21 protein-coding genes are annotated in these 22,422 nt (G+C 67.1%); 2 read left to right on the top strand and 19 right to left on the bottom strand.

The genetic code is table 11. The annotated features are described in order from the left end of the window. Positions 1–29: 29 nt before the first annotated feature. The 9 genes from hfq to ndk form a co-directional block, all read right to left on the bottom strand. On the bottom strand, positions 30–269 hold the full coding sequence (gene hfq, locus H0X95_RS03025; protein WP_006399927.1) for an RNA chaperone Hfq: 240 nt from the start codon (positions 267–269) through the stop codon (positions 30–32). A gap of 141 nt (positions 270–410) precedes the next feature. Then, entirely contained in the window at positions 411–1,748 is a 1,338-nt protein-coding gene (gene der / locus H0X95_RS03020) for a ribosome biogenesis GTPase Der (RefSeq protein ID WP_006493685.1), read from the bottom strand. 246 nt (positions 1,749–1,994) lie between these two features. Then, positions 1,995–3,140, bottom strand: coding sequence for an outer membrane protein assembly factor BamB (bamB, locus tag H0X95_RS03015; protein WP_006483316.1), 1,146 nt, complete (start codon positions 3,138–3,140; stop codon positions 1,995–1,997). Between the two features lie 41 nt (positions 3,141–3,181). Continuing rightward, a complete protein-coding gene (locus H0X95_RS03010; protein WP_006478678.1) occupies positions 3,182–3,811 on the bottom strand; it encodes a tetratricopeptide repeat protein in 630 nt (209 codons plus the stop codon). A gap of 55 nt (positions 3,812–3,866) precedes the next feature. Continuing rightward, positions 3,867–5,207, bottom strand: a complete 1,341-nt coding sequence (gene hisS, locus H0X95_RS03005; RefSeq protein WP_058901517.1) for a histidine--tRNA ligase — start codon at positions 5,205–5,207, stop codon at positions 3,867–3,869. Positions 5,208–5,227: 20 nt separating this feature from the next. Further along, positions 5,228–6,532 carry a flavodoxin-dependent (E)-4-hydroxy-3-methylbut-2-enyl-diphosphate synthase gene (gene ispG / locus H0X95_RS03000; protein WP_006483314.1) on the bottom strand — a complete coding sequence of 435 codons (1,305 nt, stop codon included), beginning with the start codon at positions 6,530–6,532 and terminating at the stop codon, positions 5,228–5,230. 112 nt (positions 6,533–6,644) lie between these two features. Continuing rightward, positions 6,645–7,661, bottom strand: coding sequence for a helix-turn-helix domain-containing protein (locus H0X95_RS02995; RefSeq protein WP_012492656.1), 1,017 nt, complete (start codon positions 7,659–7,661; stop codon positions 6,645–6,647). A 163-nt stretch (positions 7,662–7,824) separates the two neighbouring features. Then, entirely contained in the window at positions 7,825–8,964 is a 1,140-nt protein-coding gene (gene rlmN, locus H0X95_RS02990) for a 23S rRNA (adenine(2503)-C(2))-methyltransferase RlmN (RefSeq protein WP_006484457.1), read from the bottom strand. A gap of 55 nt (positions 8,965–9,019) precedes the next feature. Continuing rightward, positions 9,020–9,445, bottom strand: a complete 426-nt coding sequence (ndk, locus tag H0X95_RS02985; protein ID WP_006478674.1) for a nucleoside-diphosphate kinase — start codon at positions 9,443–9,445, stop codon at positions 9,020–9,022. A 249-nt stretch (positions 9,446–9,694) separates the two neighbouring features. On the opposite strand from ndk, the gene H0X95_RS02980 reads away from it, so the two are divergent. Continuing rightward, on the top strand, positions 9,695–10,393 hold the full coding sequence (locus H0X95_RS02980) for a Bax inhibitor-1/YccA family protein (protein WP_006761414.1): 699 nt from the start codon (positions 9,695–9,697) through the stop codon (positions 10,391–10,393). 63 nt (positions 10,394–10,456) lie between these two features. Here H0X95_RS02980 and rlmD read toward each other — a convergent pair whose 3' ends face one another. Further along, positions 10,457–11,857 (bottom strand): 23S rRNA (uracil(1939)-C(5))-methyltransferase RlmD, encoded by a 1,401-nt coding sequence (gene rlmD / locus H0X95_RS02975; protein ID WP_369718879.1) that lies wholly within the window; start codon positions 11,855–11,857, stop codon positions 10,457–10,459. A gap of 227 nt (positions 11,858–12,084) precedes the next feature. Between rlmD and H0X95_RS02970 the strand changes: the two genes are divergently transcribed. Continuing rightward, positions 12,085–12,939 (top strand): endonuclease/exonuclease/phosphatase family protein, encoded by an 855-nt coding sequence (locus tag H0X95_RS02970; RefSeq protein WP_006496409.1) that lies wholly within the window; start codon positions 12,085–12,087, stop codon positions 12,937–12,939. Between the two features lie 30 nt (positions 12,940–12,969). Here H0X95_RS02970 and H0X95_RS02965 read toward each other — a convergent pair whose 3' ends face one another. The 9 genes from H0X95_RS02965 to H0X95_RS02925 form a co-directional block, all read right to left on the bottom strand. After that, positions 12,970–13,746, bottom strand: coding sequence for a 3'-5' exonuclease (locus H0X95_RS02965; protein WP_006484453.1), 777 nt, complete (start codon positions 13,744–13,746; stop codon positions 12,970–12,972). 3 nt (positions 13,747–13,749) lie between these two features. Then, positions 13,750–14,838, bottom strand: coding sequence for an RNA polymerase sigma factor RpoS (gene rpoS / locus H0X95_RS02960; RefSeq protein ID WP_006484452.1), 1,089 nt, complete (start codon positions 14,836–14,838; stop codon positions 13,750–13,752). A gap of 11 nt (positions 14,839–14,849) precedes the next feature. Continuing rightward, on the bottom strand, positions 14,850–15,740 hold the full coding sequence (locus H0X95_RS02955; protein ID WP_034195698.1) for a peptidoglycan DD-metalloendopeptidase family protein: 891 nt from the start codon (positions 15,738–15,740) through the stop codon (positions 14,850–14,852). Between the two features lie 5 nt (positions 15,741–15,745). Then, positions 15,746–16,678, bottom strand: coding sequence for a protein-L-isoaspartate(D-aspartate) O-methyltransferase (locus tag H0X95_RS02950; protein WP_034201645.1), 933 nt, complete (start codon positions 16,676–16,678; stop codon positions 15,746–15,748). Next, positions 16,675–17,436 (bottom strand): 5'/3'-nucleotidase SurE, encoded by a 762-nt coding sequence (surE, locus tag H0X95_RS02945; protein WP_006482126.1) that lies wholly within the window; start codon positions 17,434–17,436, stop codon positions 16,675–16,677. The genes H0X95_RS02950 and surE overlap by 4 nt, the downstream gene beginning before the upstream one ends. Positions 17,437–17,657: 221 nt before the next feature. Next, positions 17,658–18,863, bottom strand: coding sequence for a CaiB/BaiF CoA transferase family protein (locus H0X95_RS02940; RefSeq protein WP_006482127.1), 1,206 nt, complete (start codon positions 18,861–18,863; stop codon positions 17,658–17,660). Positions 18,864–18,911: 48 nt separating this feature from the next. Continuing rightward, complete coding sequence (gene recR, locus H0X95_RS02935; protein ID WP_006478665.1) at positions 18,912–19,508, bottom strand: recombination mediator RecR; 597 nt, start codon at positions 19,506–19,508, stop codon at positions 18,912–18,914. A 31-nt stretch (positions 19,509–19,539) separates the two neighbouring features. After that, on the bottom strand, positions 19,540–19,866 hold the full coding sequence (locus tag H0X95_RS02930) for a YbaB/EbfC family nucleoid-associated protein (protein WP_006482124.1): 327 nt from the start codon (positions 19,864–19,866) through the stop codon (positions 19,540–19,542). Between the two features lie 95 nt (positions 19,867–19,961). Continuing rightward, positions 19,962–22,304 (bottom strand): DNA polymerase III subunit gamma/tau, encoded by a 2,343-nt coding sequence (locus H0X95_RS02925; RefSeq protein WP_059720644.1) that lies wholly within the window; start codon positions 22,302–22,304, stop codon positions 19,962–19,964. Between the last annotated feature and the right edge of the window lie 118 nt (positions 22,305–22,422).

Below are 22,422 nucleotides of genomic sequence, written 5' to 3'. Positions count from 1 at the left end.
GGCGACCGGATGCCGGCCGCTGCGATAGGTTAGGACGAGGCTTCCGCGTCCGGGTGGAAATTCACCGGGCGCGCCGGCACGACCGTCGAGATGGCGTGCTTGTAAACCATCTGGGTCACCGTATTACGGAGCAACACGACGTACTGGTCGAACGATTCAATGTTCCCTTGAAGCTTGATGCCGTTGACGAGGTAAATCGAAACGGGAACGTGCTCTTTGCGCAGTGCGTTCAAAAACGGGTCTTGTAACAATTGCCCTTTGTTGCTCATGGCGTACTCCATCTTTTTTTGCAGGTTGATCTGGATTGGCGGCGAAGAAAAAGAGATCCGGCGCCAATCGCTACACTATAGCTGATTTTGCCTGCCCCGCCCGGGCGTAGGCCATGCGGCCTAGCCCTTGCGGGACGTGCTTCAGCCCTTGTCCGCGTACGGGTTGTTCGACGAACGGAACTCTATGCGCAATGGAGTCCCGGTCAGCGAGAAAGTTTCGCGGAACCGGTTTTCGAGGTAGCGCTTGTAGGTTTCCGTCACCGCGTCGAGCGCGTTGCCATGGATCACGATGATCGGCGGATTCTGGCCGCCCTGGTGTGCGTAGCGCAGCTTCGGACGCACCGGGCCGCGACGGCGCGGCTGCTGGAATTCGACCGCCTCGATCAGCGCGCGCGTGAGCTTCGGTGTCGGCAGCTTCGACATCGCCGCCGCGTAGGCATCGTCGACCGAGCGCATCAGCGCGCCGATACCCGTCTTCTTCGCGGCCGAAATGAAATGCGATTTCGCGAAGTCGAGGAATTTCAGCTTGCGGGTCAAATCCGCTTTCGCGCGGTCGCGCGCGTGGTCGTCGAGGCCGTCCCACTTGTTCACGCCGATCACGAGCGCGCGGCCCTGCTCGACGACGAAGCCGGCGATGTGCGCGTCCTGGTCGGAAATGTCCTGCTGCGCATCCAGCAGAAGAATGACGACGTTCGCGTCGGAGATCGACTGCAGCGTCTTCACGACCGAGAACTTCTCGATCGCCTCGAACACCTTGCCGCGGCGCCGCAGGCCGGCCGTGTCGATCAGCGTGTATTTCTTGCCGTTACGCTCGAAGTCGACGTAGATCGAATCGCGCGTCGTGCCCGGCATGTCGAACGCGATCACACGGTCTTCGCCGATCAGCGCGTTGACGAGCGTCGACTTGCCGACGTTCGGACGGCCGACGATCGCGATCTTGATGCCGCGCGACGGATCATCCTCCTCCGCTTCCTCGGGCTGGCCGGCGTACGCGACTTCGAGCGCCTCGTTGATCATGTCGGTCACGCCGTCGCCATGCGCGGCCGAGATCGCGCGCGGATCGCCGAGCCCGAGCTCGTAGAAGTCGGTCGCGACCGCCGTGTACTTCATCCCCTCGGCCTTGTTGACGACCAGGAAGATCGGCCGGCCGGTCTTGCGCAGGTAGTCGGCGATCGACTTGTCCTGCGGCGCGAGTCCGTTACGGCCGTCGACGATGAACACGACGACGTCGGCCTCCTCGACGGCCTGCCGCGTCTGGCGCGCCATTTCGTGCAGGATGCCGTCCTTCGCGACGGGTTCGAAGCCGCCCGTATCGACGACCAGGTAAGGCCGTTCGCCGACGCGCCCTTCGCCGTAATGGCGATCGCGCGTCAGGCCCGGCAAGTCGGCGACCAGCGCATCGCGCGAGCGCGTGAGCCGGTTGAACAGCGTGGATTTCCCCACATTGGGGCGCCCAACGAGGGCAATGACCGGTTTCATCTGTGTTTTCTACGGTGAAGCGCAGCAGCGGGAGGCCCGCTGCTGCGGGCGGCTGCGCTGAATGAAAATATCACGAATTCGCGCCGCGCCGGATGCGCGCGCCCGGCGCGCGCGCGCGCCGTCGTCTTTCGTCTCGAACTGCCTTTCAAATACCGAGCGGCCGGGAACGCCGGCCGCCTTCAAGTCGCGCGGCCGCGGCGCGCGGGACCTGCCCGCCGCGCCACGGCCACGCCTGTTTCGTGCGCGTCAGCGCGGACGGAACCCGTACAGGCCACCGTCCTTCGTCTGCACGACGAGCGTATTGCCCGCGAGGACCGGCGCCGCCGTGATCGCGCTGCCGTCGGTCTTCATCCGCGCGATGAAGCTGCCATCCTCGCGCGACAGGAAGTGCACGAAGCCCTTGTAATCGCCCATCACGACCGCGTGCCCGAGCAGGTACGGCACGCCGACGTCACGGCTCTTCAGCTTGTCGTTGCGCCAGAGCTGGTTGCCCGTGGCCGCGTCGTACGCGGTGACGACCGACCAGTCGTCGCCGCCGGCGACCACCGAATCGTCCTGCGCGAGGCCGCTGCGGCTCGAGAACGGCTTTTCCCACAGTGGCCGGCCCGAATTCGCATCGAAGCAACCGAGCTGACCCTGGAACGTCACTGCGCAGGTTTCCGCGCCCACGAGCGTCGGCGGACCGCTGACGTCGTTGATGCGCTCGACCTCGGTCACGCCCTTCGGGAACGACACCGGGGTCTGCCAGAACGGCTCGCCCGTCTGCAGGTTGATCGCGACGAGACCACCGCCCGGGAAGCCCGCGAGCACGGCCGCGTCGCCCGCAAACGTCATGCCCGCCGACACGCGCAGGTTCAGCGGCACCGCACGATTGCGGTAGTTCCACTTCTGCTCGCCCGTCTGCGCGTTGAACGCGATCACCTGGCCGTCGATCGTGCGGACGACCACGAGGCCGTTGCCGACGAGCGGCGGCGAGAAGATCTCGCCCTGCACGCTGGTCTTCCACAGCTGTTTGCCGTCCGGGCCCAGCACGAACACGCCGCCCTTCAACGCACCGACCGCGGTCAGGTTGCCGTCGCTGCCGACTCCGGCCGACAGGTCCGAACCGACCTTCGAGCGCCACAGCGTCTGGCCCGTCTTCGCGTCGATCTTCTCGACCGAACCGTTTTCGCCCGCCGCATAGACGGCGTCGCCCACGGCCACCGGCGAGAACAGGTAGCGCCCGCCCTTGCCGACGCTCGCCTTCCAGACCTGTTGCACGTCCATGACGGGCTTGAACTCGGTGAGCGGCGTCGGCACGCGGCGCGCGTCCTTCGACGACGAGCAAGCCGCCAAAGCGAGGACAGCCGCCGCGCAGGCAACGGGCACAGCGTAACGTTTCAGCAAATTCATCGGTTAGCGAAGCAGAGTTAAGAGGTTGAGGGGACCGGAATTCAGCCGCCGAGCGCGTCCAGCTTGAACTGCACGAGCTGGCGCGCGGACTGGTCGTCCTTCGACAGGCCGTCGAGCGCGAGCTTGTAAGCGGCGCGCGCGTCGTCGGTCTTGCCTTGCGCGGCAAGCAGATCGCCGCGCCGATCGGCCACGAGGCCCTTGAATGCATCGACCGGCGTACCCGACAGCAGCGCGAGGCCCGCGTCGTACGCCTTCTCGTCGAGCAGCAGCGACGCGAGACGCAGCTTCGCGATCTGCTTGTACTCGTCGTCCTTGGCGTGATCGACGGCCCATTGCAGCTGTGCCTTCGCGCCGGCCGCGTCGCCGGCCGCATACAGCGTCTTCGCGGCCGCGAGCGCCGTCATCTGCGCATACGGCGTACTGCCGAACTTGTCTTCCATGTCGGCAGCCGCGCGGGCCATCGTCGCCTTGTCGTTCGCGGCGGCAGCCTTCTGGACCTGCTCGTACAGCCCGGACGCCTCGGCAGCCTGACGGCGCTGCCAGTAGTTCCAGCCGTTGAAACCGGCCGCGACGACGAGCGCCGCGAGCACGATCCACGTGGTGAGGTTGCCCCAGCGGGCCCACCACGCCTTCAGACTTTCAATCGATTCTTGTTCGTCGTGATAACTCATCGGCGAGCGATTCCTTCCTGTTCAGGCTTTTCTTGTCGAGCGGATGCCAGCGCGATCAGTCGTCGCCGTCTTCGGCGGATGCAACCATCGCATTGATTAGGAATTCGGTCAAGCTTTCGACCGGTACGGTCTGCTGAACGTTCTTTTCCCCTTCCGCACCCGCGCCGCGCAACGCTTTCACGCCCACCGTGCCGTTCGCGACCTCTTCTTCGCCGAAGATCACCGCGAACGCGGCGCCGCTTGCGTCGGCCCGCTTCATCTGCGACTTGAAGCTCGCCGGCGCGCCGTCGGCGCTGCAGTGGAAGATCACGTCGAGGCCCGTGTCGCGCAGACGCTCGGCCGCGATGAACGCCTGTTCGCGCGCGGTTTCGCCCTGGTGCACGACGTACACGTCGACGCCTTCCTGCTCGGGCGCGAGATCCTCTTCCTTCAGCAGCTCGAGGATGCGCTCGATGCCCATCGCCCAGCCGCACGCGGCGGTCGGCTTGCCGCCGAGCTGCTCGATCAGCGGATCGTAGCGGCCGCCGGCCGCGACCGTGCCCTGCGCGCCGAGCTTGTCGGTCACCCACTCGAACACGGTCAGGTTGTAGTAATCGAGCCCGCGCACGAGACGCGGGTTGATCTTGAACGGAATGTTGTTCGCGAGCAGCAGGCGCTGCAGCCCTTCGAAGTGCGCGCGCGATTCGTCGCCGAGGAAGTCGATCAGCTTCGGTGCGTTCTGCGCGATGTCCTGCAGTGCCGGATTCTTCGTGTCGAGCACGCGCAGCGGGTTCGTATACAGGCGACGCTTCGCGTCCTCGTCGAGCACGTCGGCGAACTGCTCGAGGTACTTGATCAGTTCGACGCGGTGCGCGGCGCGCTCTTCGGCGAGGCCGAGCGAGTTGATCTCGAGCTTGATGCCGGTCAGGCCGAGGTCGTCCCACAGGCGCTGGCACATCATGATGATCTCGGCATCCGCATCGGGACCCGCGAAGCCGAGCGCCTCGACGCCGACCTGGTGGAACTGCCGATAGCGGCCGCGCTGCGGACGCTCGTGACGGAACATCGGGCCGATGTACCACAGGCGCTTCGGGCCGTCGTACAGCATGTTGTGCTCGATCGACGCACGCACGACGGCCGCGGTGTTTTCCGGGCGCATCGTCAGGTTCTCGCCGTTCAGTGCGTCGGTGAAGCTGTACATCTCCTTCTCGACGATGTCGGTGACTTCGCCGATGCCGCGCGTGAAGAGCTGCGTATGTTCGACGATCGGCGTGCGGATGTTCTGGTAGCCGTACGCGCGCAGCAGCGATTTCACGGTAGCTTCGAAGAATTCCCACAGGCCGGCATCCTGCGGAAGGATGTCGTTCATGCCCTTGACGCCGGTGAGCCTCTCGATCTTGCGTTTCTGTTCAGTCATCGTTCGTGTGTGTGGACGAATTAGTTCAGGGCCTCGGTGCGGCCGTAATTGCGTGCGACGTAGTCGCTGACGATCTGCTGGAATTCCTCGGCGATCCGCTCGCCGCGCAGCGTCTTGACCTTCTCGCCGTCGATGAAGACGGGTGCGGCCGGGTTCTCGCCCGAACCCGGCAGGCTGATGCCGATGTTCGCGTGCTTCGATTCGCCCGGGCCGTTGACGATGCAGCCCATCACCGCGACGTTCATCTTCTCGACGCCCGGATATTCCTTGCGCCAGACCGGCATCTGCTCGCGCAGGTAGGTCTGGATCTGCATCGCGAGTTCCTGGAACAGCGTGCTCGTCGTACGGCCGCAGCCCGGGCACGCGATCACCATCGGCGCGAACGAGCGCAGGCCCATCGTCTGGAGGATTTCCTGGCCGACGATCACTTCGCCCGTGCGCGACGCGCCCGGTTCCGGCGTCAGCGAGATGCGGATCGTGTCGCCGATCCCTTCCTGCAGCAGCACGCCGAGCGCCGCCGTCGACGCGACGATGCCCTTCGAACCCATGCCGGCCTCGGTCAGTCCGAGGTGCAGCGCGAAGCCGCAGCGGCGGCCGAGTTCGCGGTACACGGCGATCAGGTCCTGCACGCCGCTGACCTTGCACGACAGCACGATGCGGTCACGGCCCAGGCCGAGCTCCACCGCGCGTTCGGCCGAGCCGATCGCCGACTGGATCAGCGCCTCGTACATCACGCTCTGCGCGTCCCACGGCTGCGCCCGCGCGCCGTTCTCGTCCATCATGCGCGCGAGCAGGTCCTGGTCGAGACTGCCCCAGTTCACGCCGATCCGCACCGGCTTGTCGTACTTCGCCGCGGCCTCGATCATCTGCGCGAACTGCGTGTCGCGCTTCGCGCCCTGACCGACGTTGCCGGGGTTGATCCGGTACTTCGACAGCGATTCCGCACAGCCCGGGTAGTCGCGCAGCAGCAGGTGGCCGTTGTAGTGGAAATCGCCGACGAGCGGCACGGTCACGCCCATCCGGTCGAGCTGCTCGCGAATCGCCGGCACGGCGGCCGCGGCTTCGGGCGTGTTGACCGTGATGCGCACCAGTTCGGAGCCCGCATTCGCGAGTTCCTTGATCTGGATCGCCGTGCCGATCGCGTCGGCCGTGTCGGTATTCGTCATCGACTGCACGCGCACCGGCGCGTCGCCGCCGATCGTCACGAGTTGCCCGCCCCAGCGGACATCCACCGCATGCGATACACGGCGCGGCTGATGCCCGCCGAACACCGGCTCGGTTGAACAAATCTGACTGCTGCGTGGGGATTGAGCTTCGGATTGCATCGATAGATCCATTTACGCGGAATGCGCCGCGACGCGGCGCATGAATTGAAAAAGCGCCGTGCCCTCACGGCCTGCCGAGATCGACGACAGGCCTTCGCCACGGCGCTTGACGTCAGGGCAACGTGAACCGCGCCACGTTACCCCGCGCTGCCGAATATTTTGCCGGATCGACCGGTTTTCCGTCGAACGCAACCGCGTCGAGGCCGGCCTTGTTGCCGATCGTGACCTTGAACGGCCCGTCACCGGCCACCTGCTTCGTTTCGCCGGCGCGCACCAGCGCCGAGAACAGCTCCTTGCCGTTCTTGTCGCGCACGCTGAACCAGCAATCCTGCTTGACCTTCAGTTCGACCATCGACTGACCGGCCGCCACCACGACGCTGGCCGGCTGGGCCGGCGCGGCCGTGCTTGCCGCCGCCGTGGCCGCCACGGGCTGCGACGCAGCGGCAGTCGCGACCGGCGCCGCGGGCGCCGGAACAGCCGACGCGATCGCCTGCGCCGGGGCAGCCGATGCAGCAGCCGGGGCCGGAACCGCATTCGTCACCGCGCCCGACGCGGCGTTCGTGGCCGCTTCTTCAGCAGCCGACGATGCCGTCGCCGCGCTCGCGGCCGACGCATGCTCGGCGTCGCCGCCCTTGAAGCGTGCGAGCAGGCTCGACGAATCGCCGCCAGTGTGCCACATCAGTACGGCGACCACCGCGACGATGACGATCCCCGTCCCCCACAGCCACGGATGGTGACGCGACGAGCCGCCGAGCGGAATCGACACGCGGCCGCGCGGCAGATCCGTGCCCGACGACGCCGGCATCGACAGGTCGACTTCCGGCACCCCGCGCTCGCGGCGCAGCGCCTGCGCGAACGGTTCCGGATCGACGCCGAGCATCTTCGCATAGCTGCGCACGACCCCGAGCGCGAACGTCACGCCGGGCAAATGGCTGATGTCGCCGGCCTCGAGCGCCCGGAGCTTTTGCGGTGCGACCTTGAGTCGCGCCGACACGTCGTCGACCGACCAGCCCTTCGTCTCCCGAAGCTGCGCCAGCCGGCTGCCGACCGCCGCCAGCGATTCCAGTCCCGCCGGTGCCGGCTTCGCGGCATTCGTCTCTGCGCCGTTAGACGGCTGCGGCTCACTCATCCTTGTCCTCGCGTCGATTCTTCTTCACTGGCGGCCGCCGCCGACTCCCGCCGGCCGGCACCCGCAACTGTTCATACCCTGCGCGGCGCCGAGGCGCCGCGACCGATCGCTATTCGCGTGTTGCACCGCCAAAGGGTTCGGGCACCCCGGCCAGGTGCCCCCGTCAAACTGCCCGAACTTCGATGATTTTTCCTGCTGCGCCCGTTCGTTCCGCGAGGCGCGTGCGATCCTTCACCGCGCCGGCCAGCTGCCCGCACGCGGCGTCGATGTCGTCGCCGCGCGTCTTGCGCACGGTCGTGACGACACCCGCGTCGATGAGAACCTGCGCGAAGCGCTTGATCTGCTCCGGCTTCGAGCGGATGAGGCCCGATTCCGGAAACGGATTGAACGGGATCAGGTTGAACTTGCACGGCACGTCGCGCGTGACGGCCAGCAGTTCGCGCGCATGCGCTTCGGTGTCGTTGACGCCGTCGAGCATGCAGTATTCGAAAGTGATGAAGTCGCGCGGCGCGACCTTGAGATAACGCTGGCACGCGGCCATCAGCTCGCGAAGCGGGTACTTCTTGTTGAGCGGCACCAGCTCGTCGCGCAGCGCATCGTTCGGCGCATGCAGCGAAACGGCGAGCGCGACCGGCAACTCGGCGCCGAGGCGGTCCATCATCGGCACCACGCCGGACGTCGACAGCGTGACGCGGCGGCGCGACAGGCCGTACGCGTTGTCGTCGAGCATCAGTCGCATCGCGGGGACGACCGCGCTGTAATTCAGGAGCGGCTCGCCCATGCCCATCATCACCACGTTGGTGACGACCCGTTCGGCCTTGCCGTTCGGGCCGGGCGCGCGGCCCAGCGACGCGCGCAATGCAAATTCGGCCATCCGGAGCTGGCCGATGATTTCAGCTGTCGACAGGTTGCGGGAGAAACCCTGCTTGCCCGTCGAACAGAAGCGGCAGTTCACCGCGCACCCGGCCTGCGACGACACGCACAGCGTGCCGCGCGTCTCTTCCGGGATGAACACGGTTTCGACCGCATTGCCGTTTCCGACGTCGATCAGCCACTTGCGCGTGCCGTCGGTGGAAACGTGATCGCTGGCGATCTCCGGCATCACGATCGACGCGCGGCCCTTGAGTTTTTCCCTCAGGGACTTCGCGAGATCGGTCATGCCGTCGAAATCGCCGGCGTTGTACTGGTGGATCCAGCGCTGCAATTGCTTGGCGCGGAACGGCTTCTCGCCCAGGCTGCCGCAGTACGCGACAAGACCCTCGGCATCGAAGTCGAGAAGATTGACGGAAGTTTCGCTCGTCATGATGTGCTGCCTTGCCGCGTGCGCTGAATCCTGCCTACTTGCTGTCAGCCAGGGCTTAACGCGAGTAAACGTTCATTTCCGGGAAGAAGAACGCGATTTCGACCGCTGCCGTTTCCGCAGCGTCCGAGCCGTGGACGGCGTTCGCGTCGATGCTGTCGGCGAAGTCGGCGCGGATCGTGCCCTTTTCCGCCTTCTTCGGATCCGTTGCGCCCATCAGGTCGCGGTTCTTCAGGATCGCGCCTTCACCTTCCAGAACCTGGATCATCACCGGGCCCGAGATCATGAAGTCGACGAGGTCCTTGAAGAACGGACGCGCTGCGTGAACTGCATAGAACTTCTCTGCGTCAGCACGCGACAGGTGTGCCATGCGCGATGCGACGATCTTCAGGCCGGCGCCTTCGAAACGGCTGTAGATCTGGCCGATCACGTTCTTTGCCACCGCATCCGGCTTGATGATCGACAGGGTGCGCTCGATTGCCATAAAAACTCCAAAAAATTAAGAAGTTACAGGTTCAAATGAATCCGCTATTGTAGCACGATCCCGTGTATCATTGCGATTGAACCCTTACACGAATGAAAGGTTCAGAATCCATATGTTTTGTGCCGCCGGGCCATTGAAACCTCCCGGCACGGAACGTATCTTAGCCATAGCTGTCCCGGTTTGCTGCGCCGCACATCGCGCGCGCCGAACCGGCCCCGGACGCCCACGCGTTCAATGTTAGGAGAAACCATGAACGACTATCCGTACAATTTCGGCCGCGGCGGTTCCGTCAGCACCGCCGAGGTTCGCAACCGCGTGCTGCGGAACACGTACTGGCTGCTCGCGCTGTCGATGGTGCCGACCGTGCTGGGCGCCTGGGTCGGCGTCGCGACGGGCTTCTCGCTGTTCGCGGCCACGAGCCCGATGATGAGCCTGCTCGCGTTCTTCGCGATCGCGTTCGGCTTCATGTTCGCGATCGAGCGGACGAAAAACAGCGCAGCCGGCGTGTTCGTGCTGCTGGGCTTCACGTTCTTCATGGGCCTGATGCTGTCGCGGCTGCTGAGCTTCATCCTCGGCTTCTCGAACGGCCCGTCGCTGATCATGCTCGCGTTCGGCGGCACCGGCATCATCTTCGCCGCGATGGCGACGATCGCCACCGTCAGCAAGCGCGACTTCTCCGGGCTCGGCAAGTGGCTGTTCATGGGCGTGATCGTGATCCTGCTCGCGTCGGTCGCGAACATCTTCCTGCAACTGCCGGCGCTGATGCTCACCGTATCGGTGCTCGCGATCGCGATTTTCTCGGCGTACATGCTGTTCGACGTCCAGCGCGTCGTGAACGGCGGCGAGACGAACTACATCTCGGCCACGCTCGCGATCTACCTCGACCTGTACAACGTGTTCACGAACCTGCTCGCGCTGCTCGGCATCTTCGGCGGCAACCGCAACTGACGTTCGCTGCGCACCACGAAAAAACCGGCCCGCGGGCCGGTTTTTTTACGTCCGCCGCCCGGCTCAATCGCGCTCGAACAGCGCGATCGATTCGACGTGCGACGTATTCGGGAACATGTTCACGACACCGGCGCCCTTCAGCCGGTAGCCGGCCTCGTGCACGAGCAGGCCTGCATCGCGCGCGAGCGTCGACGGGTTGCACGACACGTACACGATGCGCTTCGGCAGCGGACCTTCGCCGCTCTGCGCGATCTCGGCCAGCGCCTTCGACACCGCGAGCGCGCCTTCGCGCGGCGGGTCGATCAGGAACTTGTCGAATGCGCCGAGCGCGCGGAGGTCGTCGCCGGTCACTTCGAACAGGTTCCGGCACGCGAACGTCGTATGGCCGTCGACCCCGTTCTCGCGTGCGTTCGCCAGCGCGCGCGTGGTCAGCGTGTCGCTGCCCTCGATGCCCATCACTTCGCGCGACAGCCGCGCGAGCGGCAGCGTGAAGTTGCCGATCCCGCAGAACAGGTCGAGCACGCGATCGTCGCGCGACGGCGCGAGCAGGCGCAGCGCGCGACCCACCAGCACGCGGTTGATCTGGTGATTGACCTGCGTGAAGTCGGTCGGCTTGAACGGCATGCGGATGCCGAATTCCGGCAGCGTGTAGTCGAGCGACACGTCGAGCGGATAGAACGGCGTCACCGTGTCCGGCCCCTTCGGCTGCAACCAGAACTGCACGTTGTGCTCGTCCGCGAACGCGCGCAGCAGCGCTTCGTCGTCCGCATTGATCGGCTCCAGCACGCGCAGCACGAGCGCGGTGACGGTCGAGCCGACCGCGAGTTCGATCTGCGGCATCCGGTCACGAATCGACAGTCCCTCGACGAGCCGGCGCAGCGGCACGAGCATCGCCGACACGTGCGGCGGCAGCACTTCGCAGCTCGTCATGTCGGCGACGTAGCTGCTCTTCTTCTCGTGGAACCCGACCAGCACGCCGCCCTTCTTCGCGACGTTGCGCACGGTCAGGCGCGCCCGGTAGCGGTAGCCCCACGACGGGCCGTGGATCGGCGCAAACATCGTTTCCGCGCGCAGCTTCGCCAGATGCCACAGGTTGTCTTCGAGCACGCGTTGCTTGACCGCCACCTGCGCGCGCATGTCGAGATGCTGCATCGAGCAGCCGCCGCAGGTGCCGAAGAATTTGCACTTCGGCTGCGTGCGCAATACGCTCGGGCGCAGAATGTCGACGACCGTCGCCTGCTCGTAGCTCGGCTTGCGGCGGTAGCTCGAATAAGTCACGCGCTCGCCCGGCAGCGCGCCTTCGACGAAGATCACCTTGCCCGGCCCGCCGTCCTCGGTCACCGTGCGGCCGACACCGCGCGCTTCCATGTCGAGCGATTCGATCTCGAGAACCGGGGCGGGCCCGGGCGCGACGGGCGCATTTTTGGATTTGCGCGCAGAAGTGGGGACGGCTTCGGACACCAGCTTTTCCTGACAAACGTTGAAGAAGGCGAGATTGTAGACGACGAAAGCCTCCGTCGCGCGCTTTGGATGAGGCAGGCGTCGAACTTGCGCACGGACAGCCCGTAGCGCGCCCGGGCGGCCACGCAATGCGGCTGCGGGATGCGCCTGCGGCAATGCCCGGCCGCAAATCAGCCGGGGCAACGCCCGAGGCCCAAGGCCCGACATTTCGCCCGACGGGAGATTCGACCATGCGATTGATCGACTGGAACATCCAATGGGGTCGGGACGCGGACGGCGTCGTCGATCTTCCCCGCACCGTCGCAGCCATTCGCGAGCTCGGCGATTTCGACGTGCTGTGCCTGCAGGAAGTCACGCGCGGCTTCGACGCACTGCCCGGCCGGCCGGGCCCCGACCAGTTCGCCGAACTCGCCGCGCTGCTGCCCGGCTATGCGGTCGTCGACGCGATCGGCGCCGACCTGCCGGCCATCCGGCCGGGCGCACCGCGCCGCCAGTTCGGCAACGCCATCGCGACAAGGCTGCCGGTCGGGCGCGTGCTGCGCCAGTCGCTGCCGTGGCCGGCCGACGCCGGCGCGCCGTCGATGCCGCGCGTCGCGCTCGACATCGAGTTGCAGGCGCCGTTCGGGCCGTTGCGCGTGGTCACCACGCATCTGGAGTATTACTCGGCGCGCCAGCGGCTCGCGCAGGTCGACGCGCTGCGCGACCGGCATCGCGAGGCCTGTGCGCACGCGACCCACCCGGCCCGCGCCGAAACCGCCGAGGGGCCGTTCAGCGCGACCGGACAGCCACGCGATGCGATCGTCTGCGGCGATTTCAACAGTGCATTCGGCAGCGACGCATACCGGCGCTTCCTGGCGCCGCTTGCCGACGCGCCGGATTTCATCGACGCGTGGGTTGCGCGGCACCCCGGCCGCACGCCGCCGCCGACGGCCGGCGTCTACGATACGGTGCAATGGTCGGACGGGCCGCTCGCGTGCGATTTCGTGTTCGTGACCGACACGCTGTTGCCGCGCGTCACCCGCTGCGAGATCGACGATTACGTGCGCGCGTCCGATCACCAGCCGGTGCTGCTCGACCTCGGCTGATCGGGCCGGCCGCGGCGCGGCCTGTCCGCGCTACGCGTCGAAGCCGGCCAGGTATTCGACCCAGTGTGGCGCCGGTTCCAGCGCAAGCGCGTTCTTCACGAGCAGGATCTCGTCCGCGTACTCGCTCGGCGTCAGGCCGCCGCGCATCAACTGGAACCGGCAATACAGCAGGTAGGTATTGACGACGTCGGTTTCGCAGTAGTTGCGGATTTCCTCGATTCGCCCGTCCTGGAACGCCGGCCATACCTGGCTGCCGTCCATCCCGAGCTTGCCCGGAAAGCCGCACAGCTTCGCAAGCGCGTCGAGCGGCGCATTGGCGCGCGCCTGATACATCGCGAGCACGTCCATCAGGTCGGTATGCCGCGAGTGATAGCGCGAGATGTAGTTGTTCCACTTGAACTCGCGGTCGTCCTCGCCGAGATCCCAGTAGCGGGTGGCGGGAATGCCGTGCACGAGCGCGCGGTAATGGAGCACCGGCAGATCGAAGCCACCGCCGTTCCACGACACGAGCTGCGGCGTGTATTTCTCGATTACGCGGTAGAACGACTGGATCAGCGTGGCTTCGTTGTCCTGCGGCGTGCCGAGCGAGCGCACGCGAAAACCGTTGTTGTCGCGGAACACGCACGAAATCGCCGCGATCCGCTGCAGGTGATGCGGCAGGAAATCACTGCCGGTCTTCTCGCGGCGTGCGGCGAATGCATGCTCGGCCACCGCGGCATCGTCGAGCGTCGCGGGCAGGTCTTCCAGACGGCGAATGCCGTCGACATCGGGAATCGTCTCGATGTCAAAAACGAGAATCGGAGTCATCAGTTACAGAACGGCGTCCTTGCGCACGCCGTTGGAGGCAAAGAACCGCTTGAGGCGCACCAGCGCTTCCTGCTGGATCTGCCGCACGCGCTCGCGCGTGAGCCCCATCTCGTCGGCGAGCTCCTCGAGCGTCGCCGGTTCGATGTGGTTCAGGCCGAAGCGGCGCTCGATCACGTGCCGGTGCTTGTCGGACAGCCGCGACAGCCACGCGCGCGTCAGCGTTTCGAGCTCGCGGTGCTGCACCTCGGCGTCGGGCGACTGGCTCTGGTCGTCGGGCAGCAGGTCGAGCAGGCTGCTCGCGGGATCGAGGTCGAGCGGCGCGTCGAGCGACGCCGTGTGTTCGTTGAGCGCGAGGATATCGGTGACTTCCTCGGCGGTCTTGCCGGTGAGATAGGCGATGTCGTCGATGCTGGCTTCACGGCGTTCGGCCGCCTCGCCCGTCGACATCGAATTCTTTTCGAGGTGGCGCTTCGCGCGCAGCACCTGGTTCAGTTCGCGGATCACGTGCACGGGCAGGCGCACCGTGCGGGCCTGGTTCATGATCGCCCGCTCGATGCTCTGCCGGATCCACCACGTCGCGTAGGTCGAGAAGCGAAAACCGCGCGTCGGGTCGAATTTCTCGATCGCGTGCATCAGGCCGAGGTTGCCTTCCTCGATCAGGTCGAGCAGCGGCACGCCGCGGTTCAGGTACCCCTTCGCGATACTGACGACGAGACGCAGGTTGCGCTCGATCATCACCTGCCGCGCCTCGAATTCGCCGGCCTTCGCAAGACGCGAATAGCGCTGCTCTTCCTCGACGGTCAGCAGCGGCTTCACGCTGATGCGGTTCAGGTAATGCTGGATCGTGTCGGCCGTGAGTTCGGCCTGCAGCAGCGTGCGGAAATCGTCGACGTCGGGCGCGGCTTCCTGACGGCCTTCGCGCTCGTCGTCGCCACCTTCGGCCTCGGCGTCGCGTGCCTCGAGATCACGTTCGTTTTCCGCGACGTCGTCTTCGTCGTCCGTCGAAGCACCCACTCGCCCCACCGATGCTTGCGTGGCACGACTGATCTTCTCAGACTCGGCTTGCGGCTCGTGGCGCTTCGATTTCGGCATGGTCGTCTCGGTTATTGAGGCGGCAAATACTTCAGCGGATCGACAGGCTTACCCTGCCGGCGAACCTCGAAATGCAGCATCACGCGGTCGGCATCGCTGTTACCCATCTCGGCGATCTTCTGCCCCTTCGTTACCGCGTCCCCCTCTTTTACCATCAAAGCGCGATTGTGTGCATACGCCGTGAGGTAAGTTGCATCGTGCTTGATGATAATGAGGTTGCCGTAACCACGCAGACCGTTGCCGGAGTAAACGACGCGGCCGTCCGCCGCCGCCTTCACGGCCTCGCCGGCCGTCCCGCCGATATTGACACCCTTGTTCTTCGCGTCGTCGAACCCGTTCAGCACGGGGCCGCGCGCGGGCCACGCGAACGTCACGGGGCCGCTCGGCGCCGCGGCCGTATCGCTCGATCCGGTTGCCGCCGCCGGCGGCGTGGCGGCCAGCGCCGACGACGTGCCGGCAGCCGGCGCGGCCGGGCCGCTGCTCAGCGGTGCCGTCGCGACCGCACCACCGACGATCGGCGCGGCGGCCGGCGCACCCGCGACCGCGGCGCCGCCCGGCGGCGCCACGCGCAGCAGCTGGTCGACTTCGATCTGGTTCGGGTTCGCCAGGTTGTTCCACGACGCGATGTCGCGATAGTTCTGCCCGTTCTCGAGCGCAATCCGGTACAGCGTGTCGCCCGGCTTCACACGATAGAAGCCAGGCGGCGGCGGGCCGAGCGGCACCGCGGGCTGCGCGGTGGCGGTCGTGCCGAGCGACCCGGAGCGGTCGACGACGGGCGCGTTGTCGAGCCGCGTCGCACAGGCGGCCAGTAGCGTGGAGAACGCAGCCACACAGATCGCGCGCTGGGCGAGCGTGAGCGGTTCCCGGGATCGGTTGTTTTGCATCGCGCGCAACATACTCATCGGTTTCAAATCACTCCGGATTTTAAAGGGACAAAGAAAACGCGATCAAGCCGGGACTCTCGCCATTGCGCGTGCGCGACGCGCTCGACGAGCGTGAGCACCTGGTGCTGCCCGCTCTGCGCGCCGACCGGCGCGACGAGCCGCCCGCCGATCGCGAGCTGCTCGAGCAGCGCCTGCGGCACGTCGAGCCCCGCCGCCGCGATCACGATCGCGTCGAACGGGGCCGCGGACGGCAGGCCGACACGCCCGTCGCCATAGTGCAGACGGATGTTCGGCACGCGCAGCGGCCGCAGGTTCAGCTTCGCGCGCTCATACAGCGGCTTGATGCGTTCAATCGAATACACGTCGCGTGCCACGTGGCTCAGCACGGCGGCCTGATAGCCGCAGCCCGTGCCGATCTCGAGCACGCGCTCGAGTGTGCGGCCGGCCATCGCGAGCTCGATCATGCGCGCGACGACCGACGGCTTTGAAATGGTTTGCTGATGGCCGATCGGCAGCGCCGAATCCTCGTAGGCCTGCGTCGCGAGCCCCGGATCCACGAACATGTGGCGCGGCACCGCGGCCATCGCGTCCAGCACGCGCGTATCGGTCACGCCGTTCGCGCGCAGGCGTTCGACCATCCGCTCGCGCACACGTTCCGACGTGAGGGCGAACGCGCCGGCCGGCGCGATCGTGGGCGCAGCCGGCTTCGGCAGCGCTGGCTTGAGCACGGTCGGCTTCGGTGCGGTCGCCGGTTTCGCGGCGCCGATACCCGGCAGCGGCGCCCGCACGGCGGCCGGCTTCACCGCAACCGGTTTCAGCACGGCTGCGGGTTTGTCGGCGGCCTTCGGCACCGCGCCCGCCGCCTGGCGTTCACCGGCCCGACCGTCCGACTTGCGTGGCGCTCGCTTGAGATCTTCGAGCGCGAGCGGGAACCGCTTCGCGCGCTCGCCGCTCATGAAGCCCGCCCTCCGGCGCGCACCCATTCGCGCGTCGCGGGCAGCATCTGCGTATGCGTGAGATCGAGCTGCAGCGGCGTGATCGACACGAAACCGTTTGCGACGGCGTGAAAATCGGTGCCCTCGCTGGCGTCCAGCGCGTCGCCCGCGGCACCGATCCAGTAGATCGGCTCGCCGCGCGGGTCGGTCTGGCGGATCACCGGCTGCGACGGATGACGCTTGCCGAGGCGCGTAACCTTCCAGCCCTTCAGCTCGTCGTACGGCAGGTTCGGAATATTGACGTTCAGCAGCGGGTTGCCCGGCAGCGGGTGCGCGAGGTAATGCGCGACGATTTCCGCGGCGACGCGCGCGGCGTCCGGCAGCTGGGCCCAGCCCTTGTCGACCAGCGAGAACGCAATCGCCGGCACACCGAACATGATGCCCTCGGTGGCGGCTGCAACTGTCCCCGAATAGAGCGTGTCTTCGCCCATGTTCTGGCCGTTGTTGATGCCGGATACGACGATGTCGGGCCTCTCATCGGCCATCCCCGTCAGCGCGACGTGCACCGAATCGGTCGGCGTGCCGTTCACGTAGAAGAAACCCGTACCCGCTGCGCGCTGCACCGACAGCGGCCGCGACAACGTGAGGGAGTTCGACGCGCCGCTGCAGTTCTGCTCGGGCGCGATCACCGTGAGCTCGGCCAGCGGCTGCAGCGCTTCGCTGAGCGCGGCGAGACCGGGGGCGAGATAGCCGTCGTCGTTGCTGAGTAGGATTCGCATCCGGCGATTGTAACCGAGGAAAGATGGCGCGAGAGCGACAGTCCGGCGGCCGCGGACGGGTGGGTATACGCATGGGCGCACGATGCGCCGCCGCATCGTGCGGCGGCATTCCATGCGCCGGGGAAAACACCGGGTCGCCGGGGTTTTTCGCCCCGACGAACGACTCGTCGGAAAAGGCGTCCGTCGGGCGGCCCGGCGCAAGGCGCCAGGCCGCGGGGCACTCAGATCGCGCCCGCCTCGCGCAGCGCGGCAATCGCCTGCGCGTCGTAGCCGAGGCCGCGCAGCACCTCGTCGGTGTGCTCGCCGAGCTCGGGCCCGAGCCAGCGCGTTTCGCCCGGCGTGTCCGACAGCTTCGGCGTGATGTTCGGCAGCGGAATGTCGGTGCCGTCGGCCAGCTTGAAACGCTGGATCATCTGGCGCGCGACGAACTGCGGATCGGTGAACATGTCGGCGGCGCTGTAGATGCGCCCGGCCGGCACGTCGGCCGCATTCAGCACGGCGAGCGCCTCTTCGATCGTGCGCGGCGCGAGCCACGCGGCGATCGCGTCGTCGATTTCCTGCGTGCGCGGCACGCGCCCGTCGTTTTGCGCGAGCGCGGGATCGTCGGCGAGGTCGTCGCGCTCGATCGCCTTCATCAGCCGCTTGAAGATCGGATCGCTGTTGCCGCCGATCACGATGCTGCCGTCGCGGCATGCATACGTATTCGACGGCACGATACCCGGCAGCGACGCGCCGGTGCGCTCGCGCACCATCCCGTACACGCCGTACTCGGGCACCACGCTTTCCATCATGTTGAAGACGGCTTCATACAGTGCAACGTCGACCACCTGCCCCGCGCCGCCGTTGACCTTGCGGTGATGGAGCGCCATCAGCGCGCCGATCACGCCGTGCAGCGCGGCGATCGAGTCGCCGATCGAGATGCCGATGCGCGGCGGCGGCAGATCCGGATAGCCGGTGATGTGGCGCAGCCCGCCCATCGATTCGGCGATCGCGCCGAAGCCGGGCCGGTCGCGGTACGGGCCCGTCTGCCCGTAGCCGGACAGGCGCACCATCACGAGGCCCGGATTGTCGGCCGACAGCACGTCGTAGCCGAGCCCGAGCTTTTCGAGCAGGCCCGGGCGGAAGTTCTCGATCACGATGTCGGCCTCGCTTGCGAGCTGCCGCGCGATCGCCTTGCCGGCGTCGGCCTTCAGGTTCAGCGTGACCGATTTCTTGTTGCGCGCCTGCACGGACCACCACAGCGACGTGCCGCCCTGCTCCGGATGGAGCTTGCGCCACTTGCGCAGCGGGTCGCCGCCGTTCGGATCCTCGATCTTGATCACTTCCGCGCCGAATTCGGCGAACAGCCGCGACGCGAACGGCCCCGCGATCAGCGTTCCGAATTCGAGCACTTTGACGCCCGCGAGCGGGCCCTGGCTGGTGCTCATGTGTCTCCCTGGCATGAGGAACGGCGCCGCCCGCAGGCGGCGCCCGGCTTACATCGTGCGGCGGTCGAGCATCGCGCGGGCGATGGTGCCCGCGTCGACGTACTCGAGCTCGCCGCCCACCGGCACGCCGCGCGCGAGGCGCGTGACCGCCAGCCCGCGCGCCTTGAGCGTCTGGCCGAGGTAGTGGGCGGTGGCTTCGCCTTCGTTCGTGAAGTTGGTCGCGAGCACGACTTCCTTGACGACGCCGTCGGACGCGCGCCGCACGAGGCGGTCGAAATGGATTTCCTTCGGGCCGATCCCGTCGAGCGGGCTCAGTCGCCCCATCAGCACGAAATACAACCCGCGGTAGGTCATCGTCTGCTCGAGCATGATCTGGTCGGCAGGCGTCTCGACGACGCACAGCAGCGTCGGATCACGCTCCTCGTCGCTGCAGACCTCGCAGATCTGCGCTTCGGTGAACGTGTTGCACTTCTCGCAGTGCTGCAGGTGCTCGGTCGCGAACAGCAGCGACCGGCCGAGCCGCTCCGCGCCCTCACGGTCGTGCTGCATCAGGTGAACCGCCATGCGCTGCGCGGATTTCGGCCCGACGCCGGGCAGCACGCGCAACGCTTCGACGAGGGCGGACAGGGCGGACGGCTGTTTCATACGGCGGCAAACAGTGGCAAGGACGCCGCGCTCAGAACGGCAGCTTGAAGCCCGGGGGCAGCGGCAGGCCCGAGGTCATGCCGCTCATCTTTTCCTGCGACGTGGCTTCGGCCTTGCGCACCGCGTCGTTGAACGCAGCGGCGACGAGATCCTCGAGCATGTCCTTGTCGTCCGCGAGCAGGCTCGGGTCGATCGACACGCGGCGCACTTCGTTGCGGCACGTCATCGTCACCTTGACGAGGCCGGCGCCCGACTGCCCTTCGACTTCGATGAGCGCAAGCTGCTCCTGCATCTTCTTCATGTTTTCCTGCATTTGCTGCGCTTGCTTCATCAGTCCGGCGAGGTTGCCTTTCAACATGGGAATACTCCTTCTTGATCGTGTGAAAACCGGCACGCGGCGCGTGCCGGCCAATGTGTGCGGGGCGTGATTGTGCCTGTCGCGGGGCGCTCAGTTCAATGCAGCGTCGGCGGCGCGCCGTCCGGCGCCGAATCGGCGAGCGGGCGCACCGACCCTTCGACGATGCGTGCACCGAACTCGCGCACGAGCTGCTGGACGAACGGATCGCCGTGAATCTCCTGTTCGGCTTCGCGCTGGCGCGCCGCGCGCGCGGCCGCATCGAGCGCCGCCGCGGTGCGCCGCGCGGGCCCGACCTCGACGGTCACCTCGACCGGCTTGCCGAGCGCATCGGCCAGTGCGGCCTTCAGCTTCGCCACCTGTGCGGCGTCCGCATACTGCGGCACCGGCACGGACAATTTCAATGCGGTTGCGTCGACGGCCGTCAGCTCGCTGTTGAACGCGAGCTGGTACGCGACACCCTTCAGCGGCAACCGCGCGGCCAGCGCCGGCCATTCGCCGTCGAAACCGATCGGATCGAGCGCGATCGCGGGCGGCAGCGGACGCGTGTCGATCGGCGCGGCCGGACGCGCGTCCGCCGGCTTCGGCGTCACGCGCACGTCGTCGGGACCGCTGTCGAACACCGGCACGAAGCCGTCGTCGGACCCGCCGAACATTTCGTCGGCGCTGAGCGGCACGTAGTCGTCGGGCGGGATGTCTTCCCACGGCGGCGACGGCTGGCGCGAATCGGCTGCTTGCGGCGCACGGGCGGCAGCACGCGGCGTCGGCACCTGGACGGCCGGACGCGGCGCGACCGGCTTTTCAGCAGCCGGCTGGGCCGCAGCCGGCTTGGCGGCAGCGCCTGCGCGCCCGCGGTCCGACGACACGCGCATCCCCGCATTGCGCAGCACGTCGAGTGCGGCGGCGGCACCGCCCGCGCGCGCCGCCGGCCGTGCGGCGGCCGGCTCGGGCGATGCGACGCGCTGCGCCGGTTCCGCCTGCGGAGCCGGTTCGTCGTTTCGCTGCACGACGGCAACGGCGGGCGGCTCAGGTTCCTTGCGCGCGGGAGGCGGCGTGTCGCCGGCGGGCGCTGCCTTCGTTTCCGGCTGAGGAGGCTCGACAGCTTGCACGTCAGCCGCGACCGGTTCCGGCGCTGCTTCTGCCGGTGACTGAACGGCAGCCGGCTTGGCGGCCGGCCGTTCGGCTTCATCGCTCGATTGCACCGGCGCCGAACGGGCGACCGGCGGGCGCGCTGCGCTTGCCGGCGCGGCCGATACCGGCTTCGCCGCGGCGGCGGCCGGTGCCGCCGTAGCACGCGGAGCCGGCACCGCACGCGGCGGCACGGACGGCTGACCGCCCGGTGCGCTGCCGGCGCCGACGGCCGGCTCGAACGCGAGCATCCGCAGCAGCGTCATCGTGAAACCGGCGTATTCGTCCGGCGCCAGGCCGAGTTCGGCGCGCCCGACCGTCGCGATCTGATAGAACAACTGCACCTGCTCAGGGCTCAGCGTCTCAGCAAACCGGCGCAGGTCGGCCGCTTCCGGCCATTCGTCGAGCACCGAGCCCGGCGCGAACTGCGCCCACGCGATCCGGTGCAGCAGGCTCGCGAGATCCTGCAGCGCGGTCGAGAACGACAGGCTGCGCAGCGACATCTCGTCGGCAATCGCGAGGATTTCCGGGCCGTTGCCGGCCGCGAGCGCGTCGAGCAGGCGCACCATGTAGGTCTGGTCGAGCGCGCCGAGCATGCCCGACACCGCCGACTCGGTCACCTCGTTCGCCGAATAGGCGATCGCCTGGTCGGTCAGCGACAGCGCGTCGCGCATGCTGCCCTGCGCGGCCCGCGCGAGCAGGCGCAGCGCCTGCGGCTCGAACGTGATCCGTTCTTCGCCGAGGATCCGCTCGAGATGCGACACGATGTGCCCGGCCGGCATCTGCTTCAGGTTGAACTGCAGACAGCGCGACAGCACGGTGACGGGGATTTTCTGCGGATCGGTCGTCGCGAGGATGAACTTGACGTGCGGCGGCGGCTCTTCCAGCGTCTTCAGCATCGCGTTGAACGCGTGATTCGTCAGCATGTGCACTTCGTCGATCATGTAGACCTTGAAGCGCGCATCGACGGGCGCGTACACCGCGCGCTCGAGCAGCGCGGCCATTTCGTCGACGCCGCGGTTGCTCGCCGCGTCCATCTCGACGTAATCGACGAAACGACCCTCGTCGATCTCGCGACACGCGCGACACACGCCGCACGGCTGCGACGTGACGCCGGTTTCACAGTTGAGCGCCTTCGCGAAGATCCGCGACAGCGTCGTCTTGCCGACACCGCGGGTTCCGGTAAACAGATAGGCGTGATGGAGACGCCCGCCGTCGAGCGCGTGCGTGAGCGCCCTGACGACGTGCTCCTGGCCGACGAGCGAAGCGAAATCCTTCGGACGCCACTTGCGTGCGAGAACTTGATAGGTCATCGGGAAATTGTATCAGTAACGCTGCGTCGCGCCGACACGCGAAACGGTGCGGAACACGGGCAAGGTGGAGGTCGAACGGAGTGTGACGCAGAAATAAAAAACGCCCTGCGAACGGGGC

This window comes from Burkholderia sp. 9779_493, assembly GCF_015712215.1.
Classification (GTDB): domain Bacteria; phylum Pseudomonadota; class Gammaproteobacteria; order Burkholderiales; family Burkholderiaceae; genus Burkholderia; species Burkholderia cenocepacia.
The sequence above is the reverse complement of the archived record's forward strand: the minus strand, read 5'-3'. Positions and strand labels throughout refer to the sequence as shown.

What these genes read in the sequence shown, in the direction of transcription:
- hfq (WP_006399927.1), bottom strand. Translation starts at nt 269, where the DNA reads ATGAGCAACAAAGGGCAATTGTTACAAGACCCGTTTTTGAACGCACTG.
- der (WP_006493685.1), bottom strand. Translation starts at nt 1,748, where the DNA reads ATGAAACCGGTCATTGCCCTCGTTGGGCGCCCCAATGTGGGGAAATCC.
- bamB (WP_006483316.1), bottom strand. Translation starts at nt 3,140, where the DNA reads ATGAATTTGCTGAAACGTTACGCTGTGCCCGTTGCCTGCGCGGCGGCT.
- H0X95_RS03010 (WP_006478678.1), bottom strand. Translation starts at nt 3,811, where the DNA reads ATGAGTTATCACGACGAACAAGAATCGATTGAAAGTCTGAAGGCGTGG.
- hisS (WP_058901517.1), bottom strand. Translation starts at nt 5,207, where the DNA reads ATGACTGAACAGAAACGCAAGATCGAGAGGCTCACCGGCGTCAAGGGC.
- ispG (WP_006483314.1), bottom strand. Translation starts at nt 6,532, where the DNA reads ATGCAATCCGAAGCTCAATCCCCACGCAGCAGTCAGATTTGTTCAACC.
- H0X95_RS02995 (WP_012492656.1), bottom strand. Translation starts at nt 7,661, where the DNA reads ATGAGTGAGCCGCAGCCGTCTAACGGCGCAGAGACGAATGCCGCGAAG.
- rlmN (WP_006484457.1), bottom strand. Translation starts at nt 8,964, where the DNA reads ATGACGAGCGAAACTTCCGTCAATCTTCTCGACTTCGATGCCGAGGGT.
- ndk (WP_006478674.1), bottom strand. Translation starts at nt 9,445, where the DNA reads ATGGCAATCGAGCGCACCCTGTCGATCATCAAGCCGGATGCGGTGGCA.
- H0X95_RS02980 (WP_006761414.1), top strand. Translation starts at nt 9,695, where the DNA reads ATGAACGACTATCCGTACAATTTCGGCCGCGGCGGTTCCGTCAGCACC.
- H0X95_RS02970 (WP_006496409.1), top strand. Translation starts at nt 12,085, where the DNA reads ATGCGATTGATCGACTGGAACATCCAATGGGGTCGGGACGCGGACGGC.
- H0X95_RS02965 (WP_006484453.1), bottom strand. Translation starts at nt 13,746, where the DNA reads ATGACTCCGATTCTCGTTTTTGACATCGAGACGATTCCCGATGTCGAC.
- rpoS (WP_006484452.1), bottom strand. Translation starts at nt 14,838, where the DNA reads ATGCCGAAATCGAAGCGCCACGAGCCGCAAGCCGAGTCTGAGAAGATC.
- H0X95_RS02955 (WP_034195698.1), bottom strand. Translation starts at nt 15,740, where the DNA reads ATGAGTATGTTGCGCGCGATGCAAAACAACCGATCCCGGGAACCGCTC.
- H0X95_RS02950 (WP_034201645.1), bottom strand. Translation starts at nt 16,678, where the DNA reads ATGAGCGGCGAGCGCGCGAAGCGGTTCCCGCTCGCGCTCGAAGATCTC.
- surE (WP_006482126.1), bottom strand. Translation starts at nt 17,436, where the DNA reads ATGCGAATCCTACTCAGCAACGACGACGGCTATCTCGCCCCCGGTCTC.
- H0X95_RS02940 (WP_006482127.1), bottom strand. Translation starts at nt 18,863, where the DNA reads ATGAGCACCAGCCAGGGCCCGCTCGCGGGCGTCAAAGTGCTCGAATTC.
- recR (WP_006478665.1), bottom strand. Translation starts at nt 19,508, where the DNA reads ATGAAACAGCCGTCCGCCCTGTCCGCCCTCGTCGAAGCGTTGCGCGTG.
- H0X95_RS02930 (WP_006482124.1), bottom strand. Translation starts at nt 19,866, where the DNA reads ATGTTGAAAGGCAACCTCGCCGGACTGATGAAGCAAGCGCAGCAAATG.
- H0X95_RS02925 (WP_059720644.1), bottom strand. Translation starts at nt 22,304, where the DNA reads ATGACCTATCAAGTTCTCGCACGCAAGTGGCGTCCGAAGGATTTCGCT.